The sequence below is a fragment of the Streptomyces sp. NPDC028722 genome (genome assembly GCF_040637655.1).
GTDB lineage: Bacteria > Actinomycetota > Actinomycetes > Streptomycetales > Streptomycetaceae > Streptomyces.
Map to the genome: position 1 here is coordinate 96,291 of NZ_JBEZWU010000009.1, position 19,379 is coordinate 115,669.

General features: G+C 72.8%; 15 protein-coding genes and 1 riboswitch. Of the genes, 11 read left to right on the plus strand and 4 right to left on the minus strand.

Going from position 1 to position 19,379, the window contains the following annotated elements; all coding sequences use genetic code 11:
- Positions 1 to 4: 4 nt before the first annotated feature.
- From AB0F03_RS16620 to recQ, 3 genes are all read left to right on the plus strand, one after another.
- Complete coding sequence (locus AB0F03_RS16620) at positions 5 to 1,576, plus strand: NADH-quinone oxidoreductase subunit M (RefSeq protein WP_361991782.1); 1,572 nt, start codon at positions 5 to 7, stop codon at positions 1,574 to 1,576.
- On the plus strand, positions 1,573 to 3,222 hold the full coding sequence (gene nuoN / locus AB0F03_RS16625) for an NADH-quinone oxidoreductase subunit NuoN (protein WP_361991785.1): 1,650 nt from the start codon (positions 1,573 to 1,575) through the stop codon (positions 3,220 to 3,222). Before AB0F03_RS16620 ends, nuoN begins: the two co-directional genes overlap by 4 nt.
- Before the next feature lie 192 nt (positions 3,223 to 3,414).
- Entirely contained in the window at positions 3,415 to 5,511 is a 2,097-nt protein-coding gene (gene recQ, locus AB0F03_RS16630; RefSeq protein ID WP_361991788.1) for a DNA helicase RecQ, read from the plus strand.
- Between the two features lie 120 nt (positions 5,512 to 5,631).
- Here recQ and AB0F03_RS16635 read toward each other — a convergent pair whose 3' ends face one another.
- Positions 5,632 to 6,570 carry a M56 family metallopeptidase gene (locus AB0F03_RS16635; RefSeq protein ID WP_361991791.1) on the minus strand — a complete coding sequence of 313 codons (939 nt, stop codon included), beginning with the start codon at positions 6,568 to 6,570 and terminating at the stop codon, positions 5,632 to 5,634.
- Positions 6,571 to 6,850: 280 nt separating this feature from the next.
- Positions 6,851 to 8,068 carry a fumarylacetoacetase gene (gene fahA, locus AB0F03_RS16640; protein ID WP_361991794.1) on the minus strand — a complete coding sequence of 406 codons (1,218 nt, stop codon included), beginning with the start codon at positions 8,066 to 8,068 and terminating at the stop codon, positions 6,851 to 6,853.
- A gap of 250 nt (positions 8,069 to 8,318) precedes the next feature.
- Here fahA and AB0F03_RS16645 point away from each other — a divergent pair, with 250 nt between their 5' ends.
- From AB0F03_RS16645 to AB0F03_RS16655, 3 genes are all read left to right on the plus strand, one after another.
- Positions 8,319 to 9,602 carry an ATP-grasp domain-containing protein gene (locus AB0F03_RS16645; RefSeq protein ID WP_361992199.1) on the plus strand — a complete coding sequence of 428 codons (1,284 nt, stop codon included), beginning with the start codon at positions 8,319 to 8,321 and terminating at the stop codon, positions 9,600 to 9,602.
- 96 nt (positions 9,603 to 9,698) lie between these two features.
- Positions 9,699 to 10,901: an FAD-dependent oxidoreductase gene (locus tag AB0F03_RS16650; protein WP_361991797.1), complete on the plus strand. Its 1,203-nt coding sequence runs from the start codon at positions 9,699 to 9,701 to the stop codon at positions 10,899 to 10,901.
- A 184-nt stretch (positions 10,902 to 11,085) separates the two neighbouring features.
- On the plus strand, positions 11,086 to 11,898 hold the full coding sequence (locus AB0F03_RS16655) for an HAD-IIB family hydrolase (RefSeq protein ID WP_361991799.1): 813 nt from the start codon (positions 11,086 to 11,088) through the stop codon (positions 11,896 to 11,898).
- A gap of 34 nt (positions 11,899 to 11,932) precedes the next feature.
- Here AB0F03_RS16655 and AB0F03_RS16660 read toward each other — a convergent pair whose 3' ends face one another.
- Positions 11,933 to 12,421 carry a transglycosylase SLT domain-containing protein gene (locus AB0F03_RS16660; RefSeq protein WP_361991801.1) on the minus strand — a complete coding sequence of 163 codons (489 nt, stop codon included), beginning with the start codon at positions 12,419 to 12,421 and terminating at the stop codon, positions 11,933 to 11,935.
- 3 nt (positions 12,422 to 12,424) lie between these two features.
- Positions 12,425 to 12,607: riboswitch (cyclic di-AMP (ydaO/yuaA leader) on the minus strand.
- A 520-nt stretch (positions 12,608 to 13,127) separates the two neighbouring features.
- On the opposite strand from AB0F03_RS16660, the gene AB0F03_RS16665 reads away from it, so the two are divergent.
- The 4 genes from AB0F03_RS16665 to AB0F03_RS16680 all read left to right on the plus strand — a co-directional run bounded on the left by AB0F03_RS16665 (position 13,128) and on the right by AB0F03_RS16680 (position 17,529).
- Entirely contained in the window at positions 13,128 to 14,138 is a 1,011-nt protein-coding gene (locus tag AB0F03_RS16665) for a polyprenyl synthetase family protein (protein WP_361991804.1), read from the plus strand.
- Between the two features lie 246 nt (positions 14,139 to 14,384).
- On the plus strand, positions 14,385 to 15,635 hold the full coding sequence (locus tag AB0F03_RS16670; protein ID WP_361991807.1) for a DUF2092 domain-containing protein: 1,251 nt from the start codon (positions 14,385 to 14,387) through the stop codon (positions 15,633 to 15,635).
- Between the two features lie 33 nt (positions 15,636 to 15,668).
- On the plus strand, positions 15,669 to 16,667 hold the full coding sequence (locus tag AB0F03_RS16675) for an ABC transporter ATP-binding protein (protein ID WP_361991809.1): 999 nt from the start codon (positions 15,669 to 15,671) through the stop codon (positions 16,665 to 16,667).
- A complete protein-coding gene (locus AB0F03_RS16680) occupies positions 16,654 to 17,529 on the plus strand; it encodes an ABC transporter permease (RefSeq protein WP_361991812.1) in 876 nt (291 codons plus the stop codon). The genes AB0F03_RS16675 and AB0F03_RS16680 overlap by 14 nt, the downstream gene beginning before the upstream one ends.
- A 16-nt stretch (positions 17,530 to 17,545) precedes the next feature.
- Here AB0F03_RS16680 and AB0F03_RS16685 read toward each other — a convergent pair whose 3' ends face one another.
- On the minus strand, positions 17,546 to 18,139 hold the full coding sequence (locus AB0F03_RS16685) for an NAD(P)H-dependent oxidoreductase (RefSeq protein ID WP_361991815.1): 594 nt from the start codon (positions 18,137 to 18,139) through the stop codon (positions 17,546 to 17,548).
- 194 nt (positions 18,140 to 18,333) lie between these two features.
- Here AB0F03_RS16685 and AB0F03_RS16690 point away from each other — a divergent pair, with 194 nt between their 5' ends.
- Positions 18,334 to 19,374, plus strand: coding sequence for a hypothetical protein (locus AB0F03_RS16690; protein ID WP_361991818.1), 1,041 nt, complete (start codon positions 18,334 to 18,336; stop codon positions 19,372 to 19,374).
- Positions 19,375 to 19,379 lie beyond the last annotated feature (5 nt).

The following is a 19,379-nucleotide window of genomic DNA, read 5'->3' on the forward strand; positions in this document are numbered from 1 at the left end:
ACCGATGTCCTTTCCTCTACTGACAGCGACGGCGGTGCTCCCTGCGCTCGGGGCCGTCGCCACGGCCGCCGTACCGGCCACCCGGCGCACCGCCGCCAAGTGGCTCGCGCTGGTCGTCTCGCTCGCCACGCTCGCCCTGGCCGTCACCGTCCTGGTCCGCTTCGACCCGGGCGGCGCCCGCTACCAGCTCATCGAGTCCCACGCCTGGATCAAGGACTTCGGGGTCAGGTACGAGCTGGGTGTCGACGGCATCGCGGTCGCGCTGCTCGCGCTGACCGCCGTCCTGATGCCGTTTATCATCCTGGCCGGCTGGCACGACGCCGACCCGCTGGAGACCGGCAACCGCCGCTGGCGGCCCACCCAGGGCTTCTTCGCGCTGATCCTGGCGGTCGAGGCGATGGTGATCATCTCCTTCGAGGCCACCGACGTCTTCCTCTTCTACATCTTCTTCGAAGCCATGCTCATCCCGATGTACTTCCTCATCGGCGGCTTCGGGGACCGTGCCCACGCGCACGGGGAGGAGACGGCCGCCACGCAGCGGTCGTACGCGGCGGTGAAGTTCCTGCTCTACAACCTGGTCGGCGGCCTGATCATGCTGGCCGCGGTGATCGGCCTCTACGTGGTGGCCGGGAACTTCAGCCTCCAGCAGATCGCCGAGGCCCGCGCGAACGGCTCGCTGCACATGGCGACCGGTACGGAACGCTGGCTGTTCCTCGGCTTCTTCTTCGCCTTCGCGGTGAAGGCGCCGCTGTGGCCGCTGCACACCTGGCTGCCCAACGCCATGCAGGAGTCCACCGCCCCGGTCGCCGTCCTCATCACCGCGGTCGTCGACAAGGTGGGCACCTTCGCGATGCTCCGCTTCTGCCTCCAGCTGTTCCCGCAGGCCAGCAAGTGGGCGACGCCCGTCATCCTCGTACTGGCGCTCATCAGCATCCTCTACGGCGCGCTGCTCGCCGTCGGCCAGCGGGACATCAAGCGCCTGGTGGCGTACGCGTCGATCTCGCACTTCGGCTTCATCGTCCTCGGCATCTTCGCGATGACCAGCCAGGGCCAGTCCGGCGCCACCCTCTACATGGTCAACCACGGCATCTCCACGGCCGCGTTGATGCTGGTCGCCGGATTCCTGATCTCCCGGCGCGGCTCGCGGCTCATCGCCGACTACGGAGGCGTGCAGAAGGTCGCCCCGGTACTCGCCGGCACCTTCCTGATCGGCGGCCTCGCCACCCTCTCGCTGCCCGGCCTCGCACCGTTCGTGAGCGAGTTCCTGGTCCTGGTCGGCACGTTCACCCGCTACCCGGTGATCGGCATCATCGCCACCCTCGGCATCGTCCTCGCCGCGCTCTACACCCTCGTCCTGTACCAGCGGACGATGACGGGCCCGGTGAAACCCTCGGTGGCGGCGATGCCCGACCTCCGCGTGCGCGAGCTGGTGGTCGTCGCACCGCTGATCGCGCTGCTGATCGTGCTGGGCGTCTACCCGAAGCCCGTCACGGACATCGTCAACCCGGCGGTCAAGCACACCATGTCCGACGTCCAGAAGAAGGACCCCAAGCCCGAGGTGGAGGCGGCCAAGTGAGCGCAGCAGCCGTCCACAGCCTGTGGACAACCGCGGCCGACCCGATCTCGAAGATCGACGCGCCGAAGATCGAATACGCACAGCTGTCACCGACCCTGATCGTCATCGGCGCGGCGCTGGCCGGGGTGCTCGTCGAGGCGTTCGTCCCGCGCAGGTTCCGCTACCACGCCCAGCTGATCCTGTCCGCCGCGGCCCTGTGCGCCGCGTTCGCCGCGGTCGTCGGGCTCGCGTCCGGCGGATACGGCACCACCAAGGCGCACATCGCGGCCATGGGCGCCATCGCGGTCGACGGCCCGGCCCTCTTCCTCCAGGGCACGATCCTGCTGGCCGGACTGGTCGGCCTGTTCACCTTCGCCGAGCGGCGCCTGGACCCGGCCGCACACGGCAACCGCGTCGACTCCTTCGCCGCGCAGGCCGCCGCCGTACCCGGCAGCGACAGCGAGAAGGCGGCGGTGAAGGCCGGCTTCGCCACCACGGAGGTCTTCCCGCTCCTCCTCTTCGCGATCGGCGGCATGCTGGTCTTCCCGTCGGCCAACGACCTGCTGACCCTCTTCGTGGCCCTGGAGGTCCTCTCCCTGCCGCTGTACCTGCTGTGCGCACTGGCCCGCCGCAAGCGGCTGATGTCACAGGAGGCCGCGGTCAAGTACTTCCTGCTCGGCGCGTTCGCCTCCGCGTTCACCCTGTTCGGCATCGCCCTGCTGTACGGCTACGCCGGCTCGGTGTCGTACGCGCGCATCGCCCAGGTCGTCGACGGCACCGCCACCAACGTCGACCCGGCCCTCGCCGGCACCATGGGCAACGACGCGCTGCTGCTGATCGGCGCCGCCATGATCATGATGGGCCTGCTGTTCAAGGTGGGCGCGGTGCCGTTCCACATGTGGACGCCCGACGTCTACCAGGGCGCGCCCACCCCGGTGACCGGCTTCATGGCGGCGGCGACGAAGGTGGCCGCGTTCGGCGCGCTCCTGCGTCTGCTGTACGTCGTCCTGCCCGGGCTGCGCTGGGACTGGCGGCCGGTCATGTGGGCCGTGGCCGTCATCACCATGCTGGGCGGTGCGATCGTCGCCATCACCCAGACCGACATCAAGCGGCTGCTGGCGTACTCGTCCATCGCGCACGCCGGCTTCATCCTCGCGGGCGTCATCGCCACGTCGAAGGACGGGGTGTCGTCCGTCCTCTTCTACCTGGCCGGCTACTCCTTCGTGACGATCGGCGCGTTCGCCGTGGTCACGCTGGTCCGCGACGCGGGCGGCGAGGCGACCCACCTGTCCAAGTGGGCCGGGCTCGGCCGCCGCTCACCACTGGTGGCGGCCGTCTTCGCGGTGTTCCTGCTGGCCTTCGCCGGCATTCCGCTCACCTCGGGCTTCGCCGGAAAGTTCGCCGTGTTCAAGGCGGCGGCGGACGGCGGAGCGGCCCCGCTGGTCGTGGTCGGTGTGATCTCCTCGGCGATCGCCGCCTTCTTCTACATCCGGGTGATCGTCCTGATGTTCTTCAGCGAGCCGCGGCCCGACGGCCCCACCGTCGCCGTGCCGTCACCGCTGACCATGGTCGCGATCGGCATGGGCGTGGCGGTGACCCTGGTCCTCGGTGTGGCACCGCAGTACTTCCTGGACCTGGCCGGCCAGGCCGGAGTCTTCGTCCGCTGACCCCTCGATCCCGTCCCCGCCGCTGCCCGGCACCCCCGCTCCGAGGGCGCCGGGCAGCGGCGCGTCCGGGTCACCGGGGATCACCATTCCGGGGCCGAGCCTGTGGATAACTCCGGCGCTGTCGGTCCGGCCCCCTATGGTGGAGGCAGCGGTCGAGAGACGACACACGGGGGACCGACGGGGGACACGACGATGGGCGCGACGGGCGGGATCAGCGAGATGCCACAGGTGACCGAGGGGCCGGGCACGGCCGACAGCGAGGCACTGGCCACCGACAGCGAGGCACTGGCCACCGACAGCGAGGCGCTGGCCACGCTGCACCGGGTCTTCGGATACGGCGCCTTCCGGGGCGAGCAGCAGGCCGTCATCGAGCATGTGGTCGCGGGCGGCGACGCCCTCGTCCTCATGCCGACCGGCGGCGGCAAGTCGCTGTGCTACCAGATCCCGGCCCTGGTCCGGCCCGGCACCGGCGTGGTGGTCTCCCCGCTGATCGCCCTCATGCAGGACCAGGTGGACGCCCTGCGCGCCCTCGGCGTCCGCGCCGGCTTCATGAACTCCACCCAGGACTTCGACGAGCGGCGCACGGTCGAGGCCGAGTTCCTGGCCGGCGAGCTGGACCTGCTGTACCTGGCGCCGGAGCGGCTGCGCCTGAACTCCACGCTGGAGCTGCTCTCCCGCGGCAAGATCTCCGTCTTCGCGATCGACGAGGCACACTGCGTGGCCCAGTGGGGCCACGACTTCCGCCCCGACTATCTCTCCCTGTCCCTGCTCGGCGAGCGCTGGCCGGACGTCCCGCGGATCGCCCTCACCGCCACGGCCACCCGCGCCACCCACCAGGAGATCACCGAGCGGCTGAACCTGCCGACGGCCCGCCACTTCGTCGCCAGCTTCGACCGGCCGAACATCCAGTACCGGATCGTGCCCAAGGCCGACCCCAAGAAGCAGCTGCTGGCCTTCCTCCGGGAGGAGCACGCGGGGGATGCCGGCATCGTGTACTGCCTCTCGCGCAACTCGGTCGAGCGCACGGCGGAGTTCCTGACCGCCAACGGCATCGCGGCGGTGCCGTACCACGCGGGCCTGGACGCGCGCGTCCGCGCCGCCCACCAGTCCCGGTTCCTGCGCGAGGAGGGGCTGGTCGTCGTGGCGACCATCGCCTTCGGCATGGGCATCGACAAGCCGGACGTCCGCTTCGTCGCGCACCTGGACCTGCCCAAGTCCATCGAGGGTTACTACCAGGAGACCGGCCGCGCGGGCCGCGACGGCCTGCCGTCCACGGCCTGGATGGCATACGGCCTCAACGACGTCATACAGCAGCGCAAGCTCATCCAGTCCGGTGAGGGCGACGAGGCGTTCCGCCGCCGTGCCGCCGCCCACCTCGACGCCATGCTCGCCCTGTGCGAGACGGCCCGGTGCCGCCGCGGCCAGCTGCTCGCCTACTTCGGCCAGGACCCCGAGCCGGTGGCCTGCGGCAACTGCGACACCTGTCTGACCCCGCCGGAGACCTGGGACGGCACCGTCGCCGCGCAGAAGGTGCTGTCCACGGTCGTGCGGCTACAGCGGGAGCGCGGGCAGAAGTTCGGCGCGGTCCAGATCATCGACATCCTGCTCGGCAAGCGCAGCGCCAAGGTGATCCAGTTCGACCACGACCAGCTGTCCGTCTTCGGCATCGGCCAGGACCTCACCGAGGGCGAATGGCGGGGCGTCATCCGGCAGCTGCTGGCCCAGGGCCTGCTCGCGGTCGAGGGGGAGTACGGCACCCTGACGCTCACCGAGGCGAGCGGCTCGGTCCTGCGGCGGGAGCGCGAGGTGCCGCTGCGCAAGGAGCCGAAGAAACCGGCCGCCGCCCGGTCGCGGTCGGGCAGCGGCTCCGGAGGCGACCGCAAGGCCAGGACCGCCGCGGCCGAACTGCCCGGAGAACTGCTCCCCGCCTTCGAGGCCCTGCGGGCCTGGCGGGCCGAACAGGCCCGGGAACAGGGCGTCCCGGCCTACGTCATCTTCCACGACGCCACCCTGCGGGAGATCGTCACCCAGCGGCCCGGTTCGGTGCGCGAACTGGGCGCGGTGAACGGCGTCGGCGAGAAGAAGCTGGTGACGTACGGGGAAGGCGTGCTGGAGGTACTGGCCTCCCTGGACGGACCGGCCCCGGACACCGCCCCGGCCGACACCGCCCAAGCCGCCAGCACCTCGGCCGACACCGCCCCGGCCGTCACCGCCCTGGCGGGCGCCGCGGCCCCGGACGACGACTGGCCCGAGCCGCAGGACGAGCCGGAGCCCGACGACTGGATGTAGCCGGTACGGGGGCCCGGGCCCGGCGAACCCGCGCCGGACCGCGGCCCTGACCGGGCCCCGGCCCTGACCGGACTCCGGCCCTGACCGGACGCCGGGCGGGAGTTGCCGCCCGGCGGGCCGTCAGGACAGTGCCGTCAGACCCGGCGCGAAGGTGATCAGCAGCGGTACCAGCGGCACCAGCGCGGCCACCGTCGTCGTCAGGGCCCGGTGCCGGCGCAGCAGCCGAGGGGGCGGCTCCAGCAGGCGGTCCACGCGTTCGCCGAGCAAGCGGCGGCTGGAGTCGCAGGACAGGACACCCCGGTGCTGGTTCAGCTCGATCAGTGCGAGGGCCGTGGTGAGGTGCCCGCAGCGCCGGGAGGCGGTGTCGTCGGCGGCCAGTTCGACCAGGCGGTGCGTCTGGTCGCAGAAGTGGGCGAAGAGCGGCACGCGCGGGAAGCCCGTGGCCAGTGCGGTGGACAGGTGCAGCAGCCAGTTGTGGTGGGCGCGGGCGTGGCCGCGCTCGTGGGTGAGGACGGCGTCCAGCTGGTGGTCGGTGAGGCGGTGCAGCGCCCCGGTGGTGACGACCAGCTGCGGCGGGTGCCCGGGCAGCCACCAGGCGTCCGGGTACTCGTCCTCCAGCACCAGCATCGGCCCGCGCGCCGGCGGCAGACCGGCCGGCAGGTCGGGGGCGCGTTCCCGCAGCTGCGCCCTGGCCTGGCCGCGGCTGCGGTGGGCCTCGACGAGTTCCCGGCCCAGCATGGCCGTCGTCCAGGCGGCCCCGCAGGCCAGCAGCACGGTGAGCGCGGCGGCCCACACCGGCGCGGCGGACAGGTCGTACGCGGCGGTGACGGCGGGCGGCGCGGGCGCGAACACGCGGTCGCGGACGGTGTGGAAGACGGCCGCCGTGCCGAGGACGAGCGCGGTCAGGCAGCACAGCAGGACGGTGGCGACCAGGCACTGCCACACCCACAACGCGACCACGGGGTCCCGTTCGGGCCAGGCGGCACGGGTCAGCGCGCGCGGTGCCGGCACGGCGGCCGTCAGGGCGACGACGCTCAGCAGGAGCAGGCAGACGGTCATGCCGGGGCTCCGGTTCCTGGTCGGAGAGGCGTGCGGGTCTCGGTGGTGCAGGGCGCGCGGCGGGCGGCTGCGCGCCGCGTGTGGTGCGTGTCCCTGTCAGTATGACGAAGACCGGCGTCCGGAGGCAGGTGTCGGCGCCGATCCGGGCGGACCGCGGCACGCGCGGGGCCGACTCGCGGGGCCCGGGGTGCCGGACCCCGCTGCCGGACGCCGTGGCGATGGCGCTCGGCGGCGGGGTCGGCCGGACCGGGGCGGCGGTCGGGAACCGCCGGCCGGTGGCTCAGCCCGTCACGACCCGTCCGGTGACCTCGCCCAGTCCCACCCGGCGTCCGTCCGCGCCGGGCGCCCAGGCCGTGAGCGTCACCACGTCGCCGTCCTCCAGGAACGTCCGCTTGCCGTCGGGTAGTTCGAGGGGGTCGCGGCCGTTCCAGGTCAGCTCCAGCAGCGAACCGCGCTGGTGCTCGGCGGGGCCGCTGACCGTGCCGGAGCCGTACAGGTCGCCGGTGCGCAGCGAGGCGCCGTTGACCGTCATGTGGGCGAGCTGCTGGGCGCCGGTCCAGTACATGGTGGAGAACGGCGGCTCCGCGACCACATGGCCGTTGATCGCGACGGAGATGCGCAGGTCGTACCCGGCGGGCTCCACGCCGGGCGCCGTGTCGTCCAGGTAGGGCAGCAGGGGGTGCGTGCGCTGAGGGGGTGCCACGCGCGCGTGCTCCAGTGCCTCCAGCGGGGTGATCCACGCCGACACCGAGGTGGCGAAGGACTTGGCGAGGAAGGGGCCGAGGGGCACGTACTCCCAGGCCTGGATGTCCCGTGCGGACCAGTCGTTCAGCAGGCACAGCCCGAAGACGTGGCTCCGGAAGTCGCCGAGCCCTACCGGGCGGCCCGGCTGAGAGGGAGCGCCCACGACGAAGCCGACCTCGGCCTCGATGTCCAGCCGGACCGACGGGCCGAAGACGGGCGCGGGGTCACCCGGGCCCTTGCGCTGTCCGGAGGGCCGTACGACGTCCGTGCCCGAGACCACCACCGTGCCGGCCCGCCCGTGGTAACCGACCGGGAGGTGCTTCCAGTTGGGCATGAGGGAGTCCGCGGCGTCCGGTCGGAAGATCCGGCCGGCGTTGCGGGCGTGGTGCTCCGAGGCGTAGAAGTCGACGTAGTCCGCGACCTCGAAGGGCAGGTGCAGGGTCACCTCGGACAGCGGGTGGAACAGCGGCTCGACCGTCGCGCGGTGCGCGGGGTCCGTGACCCAGGAGACGAGGTCGCGCCGTACGTTCGACCAGGTGCCGGGGCCGGCGGCCAGCAGGGGGTTGAGGGTGGGCCGGCCGAGCAGCGAGTGGTGGGGCGAGCCGAGTGCCGCGGCGGCGCCGCCCGCGTCGAGGACGTGGTCCCCGAGCCGGACTCCGACCCTCCGCTCGGTGCTGCCGGAGGGCGAGAACACGCCGTAGGGAAGGTTGTGCGGGCCGAAGGGGTCGCCCTCGGGGACGTCGAAGGGGGGCATGGGGTGCTGCCTCGCTCTCATCCAGGCCATGCATGGCGCTGCGTTCCATGTGGTCGCGCCACACGTTACGGCTGATCCACGTGTCTTGGGCAGTGCCTTCCGGGGCGTCCGGGAGGTTGCCCGCACAGTGTCTAAAGAGTTCGCCATGTCCGGATAAGCCTTGTCGGAGGCGGTAGTTCCGGCTTAGCGTCCTTTCGGGACACGGACGGGGCGGATCCGTTCCATCTGGAGGGGACACGTGGGGAGACCCGTGGCCGAGGACGCCGCCGGCGCGCCGTGGACAGCCGACCGCGACGTGCCGGGCCTGATCGTCAAGTTCGGCCACTACCCGCTGCACCACGGAGGCGTCGGCGCGATCCGCAGCCTGGGCCGTCTGGGGGTGCCCATGTACGCGATCACCGAGGATCCGTACACACCGGCGGCCTCCTCCCGGTATCTGCGCAAGGCGTTCGTGTGGCCGACGACCGGTGCGGAGGACCCGGACCACCTGGTGGAGGGCCTGCTGCGGATCGGCCGCCGGATCGGCCGCCCGGCCGTGCTGATCCCGACGGACGAGGAGGCCGCCGTCCTGATCGCCGAGCACCAGGACCACCTGGCCGGCTCCTTCCTCTTCCCGCGCGTGGACCCGGTGCTGCCGCGCCGGCTGGCCAGCAAGCAGGGGCTGCACGAACTGTGCGCGGAGCACGGCGTCGCGAGTCCCACGGCCGCGTTCCCGCGGTCGTACGACGACGTCGTCGCCTTCGCGGACCGGACCCGTTTCCCGGTGGTGGCCAAGAACCGTGAGGCGTTCGTGCGGCGCAGGCGGCCCGCGGTGAACGGCACCACGAGGATCGGCACGCGCGAGGGACTGCTCAGCCTGGCCCGCGGCTGGGGCGGGGAACCCGGCGTCATCCTCCAGGAGTACCTGCCGCGCGAGGACGCCGAGGACTGGATCGTGCACGCCTGCTTCGACCAGGACTCCAGCCCGCTCGCGCTGTTCACCGGCGTCAAGGTGCGCTCCTGGCCGCCGCACGCCGGCATGACGGCGAACGCGTACGTCGTCGACAACCCGGAACTCGCCGGGCTCGCCGCGCGTTTCGTCAAGCGGATCGGCTTCAGCGGTGTCCTCGACCTCGACCTGCGCTTCGACCGGCGCGACGGACGGTACAAACTCCTCGACTTCAACCCGCGGGTGGGCGCCCAGTTCCGGCTCTTCGAGAACGAGTCGGGCGTGGACGTCGTACGCGCGCTGCACCTGCACCTGACCGGCCGCGCGGTTCCGCGGGGCGAACAGCGCGCCGGCCACCGCTACATCGTGGAGAACATCGACCTGCCCGCCCTGCTCGCCTACCGCCGCAGCGGTTACACGACACCGCACGCGCCGGTGCGGGCGAGCGGGACCGAGCTGGCCTGGTTCGCGGGTGACGACCCGCTGCCGTTCCTCACGATGCTGGCCCGCTTCGTGCGCCCGGGCGCCAAGCACCTCTGCCAGCTGTGGCGGGCCCGCCACAGCGGCAGCGGCACCGCGCGAAGCGGCCGGCAGAGCACGAAGTAGGCAGGGCACGAAGCAGAGGCAGGGCACGAAGCAGGCAAGGCACGAAGCAGGCAAGGCCACCACGGTGTGGCGTACCGCGTCCTGGGGAGGGACTTCGTGAACCGACCGGTTGCAGTCATCGGGGCGGGGCCGTTCGGCCTGTCCACCGCCGCGCATCTGCGGGCGCGCGGCATCCCGGTCCGCGTCTTCGGCGAGCCCATGGTCAGCTGGCGTGACCACATGCCCGAGGGCATGCTCCTGAAGTCGACACCCGCCGCCTCGAACCTCGACTGCCCCCAGCCCGGCCACACCCTCGCCGACTACTGCGACGCGGCCGGCGTCCGCCGGCTGGTGACCGACGAGGACATCATCCCGGTGGAGACGTTCACCGCCTACGGCGAGTGGTTCCAGCGGAAGCTGGTCCCCGGCCTGGAGCGGGTGCGTGTCGTCTCGGCCGACGGCGGCCCGGGCGGCGGCTTCGCGCTCGGGCTGGACTCCGGGGAGCTGTTCACCGCGCGCGCGGTCGTCGTCGCCACCGGCCTGGCGGGGCTCGCCCATCTGCCGCCGGAGCTGGCGGGAGCGGCGCCCGACGGGCCTTCCCCGTCCGGTCCCGTCTCGCACAGTTCCCAGCACCACGACCTCGGCCGGTTCGCCGGCCGGGAGCTGATCGTCATCGGCGCCGGCCAGTCCGCGCTGGAGACGGCGACACTCGCCGCCGAGGCGGGCGCAAGCGTGCGCGTGGTCGCGCGCGGGCGGGGGCGGGTCGCCTTCGGCAGCCCGCCCTGGCAGCAGCCGGCGTTCCGGCCGCGGTCCCCGTTCGGCCGCGCCTGGTCGCTGTGGGCGCTCAGCCATCACCCGCACCCCTACCGCTTCCTGCCCGAGCCCACCCGCCACTACCTGGTCCGCCGGGTCCTCGGTCCGCTCGGCGCCTGGTGGCTGCGCGAGCGCTTCGAGAAGGGTGTGCGGGTGCGGGACGTCGAGCGGGTGGTGGGCGCCGAGGCCCGGGACGGCAGCCCCGTGGTCACCGTCCGCACCCACGCCGGGCGGACCGAGCGGCTCACCGCCGACCACGTCATCGCCGCCACCGGCTACCGCGTCGACGTAGCGGCGATGGACTTCCTCGGCCACGGACTGCGCACCCGGCTCGCGGTGAGCCGCGGCACTCCGAGGCTCGGCCCCGGTTACGTCTCCTCCGTGCCGGGCCTGTACTTCACCGGCCTGCCGGCGGCGTCCTCGTACGGCCCGGTGATGCGCTTCGTCTGCGGTACGGAGTTCGCCTCCCCGCGGCTGGCGAGGCACCTGGCGGCGGCTCACGGGTGAGGCGTTCCGTCCGGTTCCGTCACCCGTTCCGCCGCCGTCCGGGCAGGCCGTGCCGGAGCCGCCGGGGAGCACGGTCGAAGGGCCCGCGGGGACCGGCCGGAACCGGCCGGTCGGGGCCGGTCAGCACGTAAGTGCCAGGAGAACGAGGTGAGTCGGCGGGGTGCGGGATCCGTATTCTCTGATCATGGCACCCACCCCCGCGTACGCCCTGATCGCCACCGACCTGGACGGGACGCTGCTGCGCGGCGACGACACCGTCTCCGACCGGTCGCTCGCCGCGCTCGCGCGGGTGGCGCGGGCCGGAGCCAGCCACCTCGTGGTGACGGGCCGCCCGGCCCCGCGGGTACGGCCGCTCCTGGCGGGCCTGGGCTGCACGGGGCTCGCGGTGTGCGGGCAGGGCGCGCAGCTCTACGACGCCGGGGCCGGCCGCCTGCTGTGGTCGGTCCGGCTGGACCGGGAGCTGGCGGAGACCGCGCTCGGCAAGATCGAGGCGGAGGTGGGGCAGGTCTTCGCGGCGGTCGACCAGGACGGCGTGGACGGGCTCACGCTCATCGAGCCCGGCTACCGGATGCCGCATCCGACGCTGCCCGCGCTGCGGGTCGGCCGGCGGGACGACCTGTGGCGCGCGCCCATCAGCAAGGTGCTGCTGCGTCATGCCGAGCTGTCGGACGACGAGCTGGCGGCCGTGGCGCGCGCGGTGGTGGGCTCGCTGGCGACGGTCACGATGTCGGGGCCGGGGACCGTGGAGCTCCAGCCGAGCGGGGTGACCAAGGCGACGGGGCTCGCGCTGGCCGCGGAGCGGCTGGGGATCGGCGCCGGACGGGCCGTCGCCTTCGGTGACATGCCCAACGACATCCCGATGTTCGACTGGGCGGCCCACGGCGTCGCGATGGCCGACGCCCACGCCGAGCTCAGGGCGGTCGCGGACGAGGTCACCTCGTCCAACGAGGACGACGGCGTCGCCGTCGTCCTCGAGAGACTGTTCCCGGCCGACTGACCGGGACGTCAGCAGCGCCCGCCGCCGGTGCCGGTCAGTACGCGCCGAACACGTTGTCGATCGAGCCGTACCGCGCGGCCGCGTAGTTGCAGGCGGCGGTGATGTTCGCGACCGGGTCGTAGATGTCGAACGACGTCCCGGCCACGTGGTAGGCCTTGAAGGTGGGGTCGATGACCTGGAGCAGGCCCTTGGACGGGATGCCCGCGGCCGCGTTGGAGTCCCACAGGTTGATGGCCGCCGGGTTGCCCGACGACTCGCGGATGATGTTGCGGTAGATGCCGTTGTAGGTGCCCGGGATGCCCTTCTGGGCCATGATCGCGAGCGACTCGCGGATCCAGCCGTCGAGGGTGTTCGGGTAGCCGGCGGGGGTGGCGGCGGCCGTCGCGGCGGTGGCGGGGGCCGCGGCGGCGCTCGTGGCGCCGATGAGCGGCAGGGCGAGGACGGCGGCGCCGGTGCCCACGGCGGTGAGGGCGCGGACGAGGCGGCTGTTGCGGGAACGGCGGTGCTGAACGGCGGCAGACATGGGGAAGTTCCTCTCCTACGCCTGCGAGGTGAGCTGTCGGGTTCGGGCGGGGAGGCGCCCGGCCGTGCCCTGGAGGAGGCACGGCTTCACCCCTAGCCGTTCCGGCGCGGCGTGTGCCGTTCCGGCCCGGCGGCTTACCTGGGTCCCCCGCTCCTGCCGTACGAATGGGTTCGTCGATGGGTGGTGCGGGCGGCGGCAGGATTAGGCGTCCGCCCGACGGCCGGGAACGTATGCGAGAGCACATGTCGGGAACAAGTGCCAGATTCACACAACGCACTATTTGACCTTGATCGACGCCGTATGGGGTGCTTGATCCTTTGCGGCTGCCAATCCTCAACTCACCCACGGGGCAAGGGTTCGGGAGGGCGCGGGAGCGGGGACCGGCCGGGACGCCGCGTGACCCAACTCACGAAAAGGCAAAACACTGCAAAACAGACAAGAGGGAATTGACGCATTCCCGCCCCGGGGTCCGGCGGAAGGAGTGGAGGGGTCACGGAACGATATATGAATAGCCGTTAAGTCGATAAATGTCCGTTGTTACCACCCGATCAGACTCATGTCTGGTCTGATCCGATACCGCCCAGGCTGGACCGGTGGGCGCTATCGGTGATCGAAAGAGGACCGGATACGCTGAGTTGAGTGAGGGCAGCGACCTATCGACAAACCGTGTGATCGCCAGCAGACAGCAGCAGACAGGAGACCCCTCGTGACCGTCGTCGGGCCGTTCGGGCTGAGCGTGCGGGACCAGGCTCTGGAAGCCGATGTCCAGGCCGGATTGACGGCTGTCGAGGAAGGCTTGCTCGAGGCCACCAAGAGCGAGGTCCCGTTCATCACGGAGGCCGCGCAGCACCTCGTACGGGCCGGTGGGAAGCGGTTCAGGCCGCTGCTCGTGATGCTCGCGGCACAGTTCGGCGACCCCTACGCGCCGGGTGTCGTCCCGTCCGCCGTGGTCGTGGAGCTGACCCATCTGGCCACGCTGTACCACGACGACGTCATGGACGAGGCGGCCGTGCGGCGCGGCGTGGCCAGCGCCAACACGCGCTGGGGCAACTCCGTCGCGGTCCTCACCGGTGACTTCCTCTTCGCCCGCGCCTCCCAGATCCTCGCCGACCTCGGCCCCGAGGCGGTCCGGGTGCAGGCCCTCGCGTTCGAACGGCTGGTCACCGGCCAGATCCTGGAGACCGCGGGTCCCTCGGACGGCCGCGATCCGGTCGAGCACTACCTGGACGTGCTCGGCGGCAAGACCGGCTCCCTGGTGGCGGTGTCGTGCCGGTTCGGCGCGATGATGTCCGGCGCCGACGAAAGGGTCGTCGACGTGCTCACCCAGTACGGCGAACGGCTCGGCGTCGCCTTCCAGCTCGCCGACGACGTCCTGGACATCGCCTCCGACTCCCACGAGTCCGGCAAGACCCCGGGCACCGACCTGCGCGAGGGCATCCCCACCCTCCCCGTGCTCCGGCTGCGCGAACGGGCCGCCCGGCTGGGCCGGTCCGAGGACCTCGCGCTGTGCGAGCTGCTGGACTCCGACCTCAGCGACGACGCCCGGCACGCCGAGGCACTGACCGCGCTGCGCGCGCACCCCGCACTGGAGCAGGCCCGCCGGGACACCGTGCGGTACGCGGAGGAGGCGCGGGCCGCGCTGGCGCCGCTGCGGGAGTGCGACGCCAAGGCGGCGCTGCTGGAGCTGTGCGACGCGGTGGTGCACCGCGCCGGCTGAACCGGCCGGACACCTCTTCGGGCGGCGTCTTCCCGCACGACCCCTACGGGTCGGGGGAGATGCCGCCTTCGTATGTCATACCGCAGGCGTACACGGAGTTGGCCCCGAGGGCTGACGCTTCCGCGTGGCCGATTTGGTCAGATGGTCACTACGCACATCACCACTCCTCACCGATTCGGGTGAGAATGGCGGCTCAGGTGGACCAGCGCGAGGACAGCCGCCGCCGACGACGGAGGTAAGGCACACATGGCACCGTACGCATCCGACGACGCAGTGGGCGCCGCGCACGACGAGGACCCGCGATCCGGCCGGCGCAAGGCCGCCCGGTACGCCGTCCCGGTCGCGGTGGTGGGGGTGGCCGCGGCCACGATCGGGCTCGTCCCGGCGCTCGCCGACTCCGGTGACCCCGATCTGCCGAGGATCAGCGCACAACAGCTCGTCGAGAAGATCGCCAGGTCGGACGTGCAGCAGCTGTCGGGCACCGTGAAGATCAGCACCGACCTCGGGCTGCCCGAACTCGGCGGCCTGGAGAACAACCTGCTCTCCGGGGCGGACAAGGGCTCCGGCGACGGCTCCTCCGCCGACCCGCGGACCCGGCTCACCGAACTGGTCTCCGGAACGCACACCCTGCGCGTCGCCGCCGACGGCCCCGACCGGCAGAAACTGTCGCTGCTGGAGAGCGGCGCCGAGTACAGCCTGATCCACGACGGCAAGGACGTCTGGGGCTACGACAGCAAGAGCAACGAGGTCCACCACTCCACCGCGGCCGGCTCCGGCGGGGACCGCGGGACCCGGCCGCCGGCCACGCCGAAGGACTTCGCCGACCAGGCCCTGAAGTCGGTCGACGCCACCACGTCCGTCACCGTCGACGGCACCGCCCAGGTCGCCGGGCGCGACGCCTACAAGCTGCTCATCAAGCCCAGGCAGTCCGGCACCACCGTCGGCGCGATCAGCATCGCCGTGGACGCGCGGACGGGCCTGCCGCTGAAGTTCACGCTCACCCCGAGCGGCGGCGGCGCCGCCGTGGTCGACGCCGGCTTCACCCGGGTCTCCTTCGCCGAACCGGCCGCCTCCACCTTCCGGTTCACCCCGCCCAAGGGCGCGAAGGTCACCGAGGGCAAGGACGGGGCCGCGGGTCCCGGGCACGCCCCGAGGCCGGACGGTAAGCCGAGGGGCGGGTCCCCGGCGCCGGAGCACGGCCCGCGGGGCGGCGGGGAGTTCGCCGAGGGGCTGGGCGGGGCCACGGTCCTCGGCAAGGGCTGGACGTCCGTCGCCGCCTTCGACACGGGCTCCAAGGGCGGCCTGCCCACCGGTTCCAAGGGCGGTGACCTCAGCGGTTTCCTCGGCTCGCTCGGCGAGCCGGTCTCCGGCGCCTTCGGCAAGGGCACGGTCTTCTCCACCCGCCTGGTCAACGCACTGATCACCGACGACGGCAAGGTCTACGCCGGTGCGGTCACCAAGGACGCCCTGGTGAAGGCGGCCGACACGGCGAAGTGACCCGTCCGGGCACGACGAAGCGAGGGGGAGCCGATGGACGAGCCGTCCGCCGCGGAGCCCGGCCGGGGGCCCACGCCGGAGCCCGGGCCCGCGGTGGCGCGGGCGAGTGTCATCGCCACGCGCGGGCTCACCAAGCGCTACCGCGGCGGACAGCTCGCCGTCGACGGTCTCGACCTGACCGTCCCGGCGGGCAGCGTCTTCGGCTTCCTCGGCCCCAACGGCTCCGGCAAGACCACCACCATCCGCATGCTCATGGGCCTGATCGAACCGACCGCGGGCACGGTCCGGCTCCTGGGCCGGTCCATGCCCCGGGCCGCCCGCACGGTCCTTCCGCAGGTCGGCGCGCTCATCGAGGGCCCCGCCCTGTACGGCTTCCTCTCCGGCCGGGACAACCTGCTGCGCTACGACGCCGCCGACCCGGCCGCCGACCCCCGCACCCGGCGCGCCCGCGTCGCCGCCGCACTGGACCGGGTCGGTCTCACGGCCGCCGCCGGCAAGAAGGCGAAGGCGTACTCGCTGGGCATGAAGCAGCGCCTCGTTCTGGCCGCCGCACTGCTCCGGCCCCGCGCACTGCTGGTCCTGGACGAGCCCACCAACGGCCTCGACCCGCAGGGCATGCGGGAGATCCGCACCCTGATCAGGGAGCTGGCCGCCGATGGCACGACCGTCTTCCTCTCCTCCCATCTCCTCGACGAGATCGAGCAGGTGTGCACGCACGCGGCGGTCATGACGCGGGGCCGGCTCGTCACCCAGGGGCCGGTGGCCGACCTGGCGGCCGGGGCGCGCGGCCGGCTGGTGGTGACCACCCCGGACACGGCCGAGGCGGCCCGGGTGCTCAAGGAGCAGGGCGTCGGCGACGTGGCCGCCGACGGCGACCGGGTCACCGGTGAACCGCCCGACCGGGACCTCGCCGAGGTGACCGCGGCCCTGGTCACCGCGGGCGTCCGGGTCCGGGGCCTCACCGTCGAACGGGCCTCGCTGGAGGACGCGTTCGTCGCGCTGACGGGCGAGGGATTCGATGTCGCGCGCTGACCCGGCGGGCGCCGTGCGCAAGCCGAACCCGCTGTGGACGCTCGGACTGCTGCGCAGCGAACTGGTCACCGCCGTCCGCCGCTGGCGCACGCTCGCCCTGCTCGGGGTGCTGGCCGCGGTGCCGGTGCTGATCGGGATCGCGGTGCGGATCGAGACGCGGGACGGCGCCCCGGCGGGCGGGAACGGCGCGGGCCCGGCGTTCCTCACGCAGGTCACCAACAACGGACTGTTCCTGGTCTTCACCGCGCTGGCCGCCACCCTGCCGTTCTTCCTGCCGATGGCGGTGGGTGTCGTCGCGGGCGACGCGATCGCGGGGGAGGCGGGCGGCGGCACGCTGCGCTATCTGCTGGTCGCTCCGGCCGGCCGCACCCGGCTGCTGCTCACCAAGTACGCGACGGTACTGGCCTTCTGTCTGCTCGCCACCCTGGTCGTCGCGGTCTCCGCGCTGGCCGTCGGCGTACTGCTCTTCCCGCTGGGCGAGGTGACCACGATCTCCGGCACCCGGATCGGCCTCGCCGAGGGATTCGGCCGGGCCCTGCTCATCGCCCTGGTCGTGGCGGCGTCACTGGTCGGGGTGGCGGCCGTCGGCCTGTTCGTGTCGACGCTCACCCAGAGCGGCATCGCGGCCATGGCGACCACGGTCGGCCTGCTCGTCACCGTCCAGATCGTCGACCAGATACCCCAGCTGCATGCGCTCCAGCCCTATCTGTTCCCGCACTACTGGCTGTCCTTCGCCGACCTGATGCGCGACCCCGTCTACTGGGACGGCCTGACGCGCAACCTCGGCCTCCAGGCGTTGTACGCGGCCGTGTTCGGCTCGGCGGCCTGGGCGCGGTTCACGACGAAGGACATCAGCGCCTGACCTCGGGGCGCGGGGCTCAGGCGCCGGCCGTCTCGTGGGGGAAGCGCGCGAGCGGAGCGTCCTGCGCGAAGAACGTCTTGGCACGTGCGAGCGCGTCCGCGTCCCCGTGTACGTCACCGGGTGCGCTGCCGTTGCCGAGCAGGACCCCGCCGAAGCGCATCTTCAGATAGGCGGCGGAGTGGGTGAGGGTGCCGATGTAGGGGGCGGCGACCGCCTGCTCGGGGTGCGCGAGGGCGGCCACGCCCCAGAGCGTGCGGCCGGCCATCGTGTCCCCGAAGTCGGCGCCGGGGGTGCGCAGCCAGGCCGACCAGTAGTCGAGGTAGCGCTTGGTGAGGCCGGACACCGAGTACCAGTACAGCGGCGAGGCGATCACGATGTCGGTCGCCGCGAGCGTGGCGTCCAGCAGCAGGCCGGCGGGGGTGTCCGGCGCCGGCCGGACGTAGTCGCTGTCGTGCCGCAGGTCGACGAAGTCGGGCAGGGGGTGGTCGGCGAGCCGGATCCACTGCTGCTCGATGTCCGCGGGCAGTTGCTCGGCTGCCGCGCGGGCCAGCAGCTCGGTGTTGCCCTCGGCGCGGGCGCTGCCCAGGACGAAGAGGAAGCGGCGGGTCATGGGTCCCCCAGGTGAGTGATGCCGTGCCGGATATACGCACATGCATCTTATGCATGTGCAATGAAATTTGACCAGAGTGTGGCTGGTGCGAGGCTGTGACGTCGCGGTGACGCGGGAACCCGGCCTACCCGACAGACTGGGTGGCAGGACGCGTACGACCGGATCGCGGCGCCTGGGGAGTGAGGGGCAAACCGATGGCTCGAGTCAGCTTCGACAAGAAGCGGGCGCTTCAGCCCGTGGCGCACCCGGCGGCGGTGTCCGTCGAGGTGTTCGGCACGGGGGACGCGTCGGTGGACGGGGCCCCGGTCGCGGCGGCACCGGGCGAGGAGATCCAGCAGGCCGTCCTGAACCACCTCCAGCGGCTGGCCATCAGCGTCGGCGCCCCCGTACGCGCCACGGTCCGCGACGACCGCACGGGCTGGGTGGTGCCCCTGGAGGTCGCGACGGACGGCTCCAGCCGGACGACGGGGGAGCCGGTCCGGGTCCCGGCGCCACCGGGACCGGGCGCGGCCACACCGACGAGGACCGCCACCGCCGCACCGCCGGCCGCCGCCGCCACCGCCACCGCCGTCCGTACGGAGGCAGCCGCCACCGCCGTCCGCGCGGGGGCCAGCACCGCCACCGCCGTACCGGCGCGGGCCGTCGCCGCCATACCGCCGGAGGCCGTCCTCGCCGTGTCGCGGGAGGCCGTCGCCCACACCCCGGCCCGCGGGTTCGACGCCGTCGCCGAGGAGGTGCTCGGCGACGGCCCCCTGACCGAGACCGCCGAGGGCGCCGAGCTGCTCACCGAGCCGATGACCCGCATCAACGAGGCCGTGCGGTCCGGCCGTCTCGACGCGGCGGCGGAACTGGCCGACCGTACGCTCGCCGAGGCCACCGCGTTGCTCGGCACTCATCACGCCGAGGTGCTGCACCTGCGGGAACTGTCCGCCTACATCGCCTACCTGGGGGGTGACCCGGTCCGCGCCTTCCGGCTGTCCCTGGACCTCGCCCGGCTGCGCCGCCAGGCACGGGACGGGGAGGCCGCCTACGGCAACGTGCAGAGCGCGGCGACCGCCTGGCGCGCGGTGCGCGACCCCGAGGAGGGCCTGCGGCTGGGCCGCGACCTGATCGACCTGTGGACGGACCTCAGCGCCGAGCCGGGCCCCGCCGCCGACGATCCGCGCCCCCTGGAGTCCGCCCGCGCCCGGATGGTCCGCCTGTCCGACCGCGCGGCCCGCGCCGCCCGGCCGTGACCCCG

Bases quoted from the DNA above. Each gene is read 5' to 3' on its own strand.
- AB0F03_RS16680 (WP_361991812.1), top strand. From the start codon at position 16,654: ATGTCGCGCGCTGACCCGGCGGGCGCCGTGCGCAAGCCGAACCCGCTG.
- AB0F03_RS16670 (WP_361991807.1), top strand. From the start codon at position 14,385: ATGGCACCGTACGCATCCGACGACGCAGTGGGCGCCGCGCACGACGAG.
- AB0F03_RS16660 (WP_361991801.1), bottom strand. From the start codon at position 12,421: ATGTCTGCCGCCGTTCAGCACCGCCGTTCCCGCAACAGCCGCCTCGTC.
- AB0F03_RS16620 (WP_361991782.1), top strand. From the start codon at position 5: ATGTCCTTTCCTCTACTGACAGCGACGGCGGTGCTCCCTGCGCTCGGG.
- fahA (WP_361991794.1), bottom strand. From the start codon at position 8,068: ATGCCCCCCTTCGACGTCCCCGAGGGCGACCCCTTCGGCCCGCACAAC.
- AB0F03_RS16675 (WP_361991809.1), top strand. From the start codon at position 15,669: ATGGACGAGCCGTCCGCCGCGGAGCCCGGCCGGGGGCCCACGCCGGAG.
- AB0F03_RS16690 (WP_361991818.1), top strand. From the start codon at position 18,334: ATGGCTCGAGTCAGCTTCGACAAGAAGCGGGCGCTTCAGCCCGTGGCG.
- AB0F03_RS16685 (WP_361991815.1), bottom strand. From the start codon at position 18,139: ATGACCCGCCGCTTCCTCTTCGTCCTGGGCAGCGCCCGCGCCGAGGGC.
- AB0F03_RS16635 (WP_361991791.1), bottom strand. From the start codon at position 6,570: ATGACCGTCTGCCTGCTCCTGCTGAGCGTCGTCGCCCTGACGGCCGCC.
- recQ (WP_361991788.1), top strand. From the start codon at position 3,415: ATGGGCGCGACGGGCGGGATCAGCGAGATGCCACAGGTGACCGAGGGG.
- AB0F03_RS16655 (WP_361991799.1), top strand. From the start codon at position 11,086: ATGGCACCCACCCCCGCGTACGCCCTGATCGCCACCGACCTGGACGGG.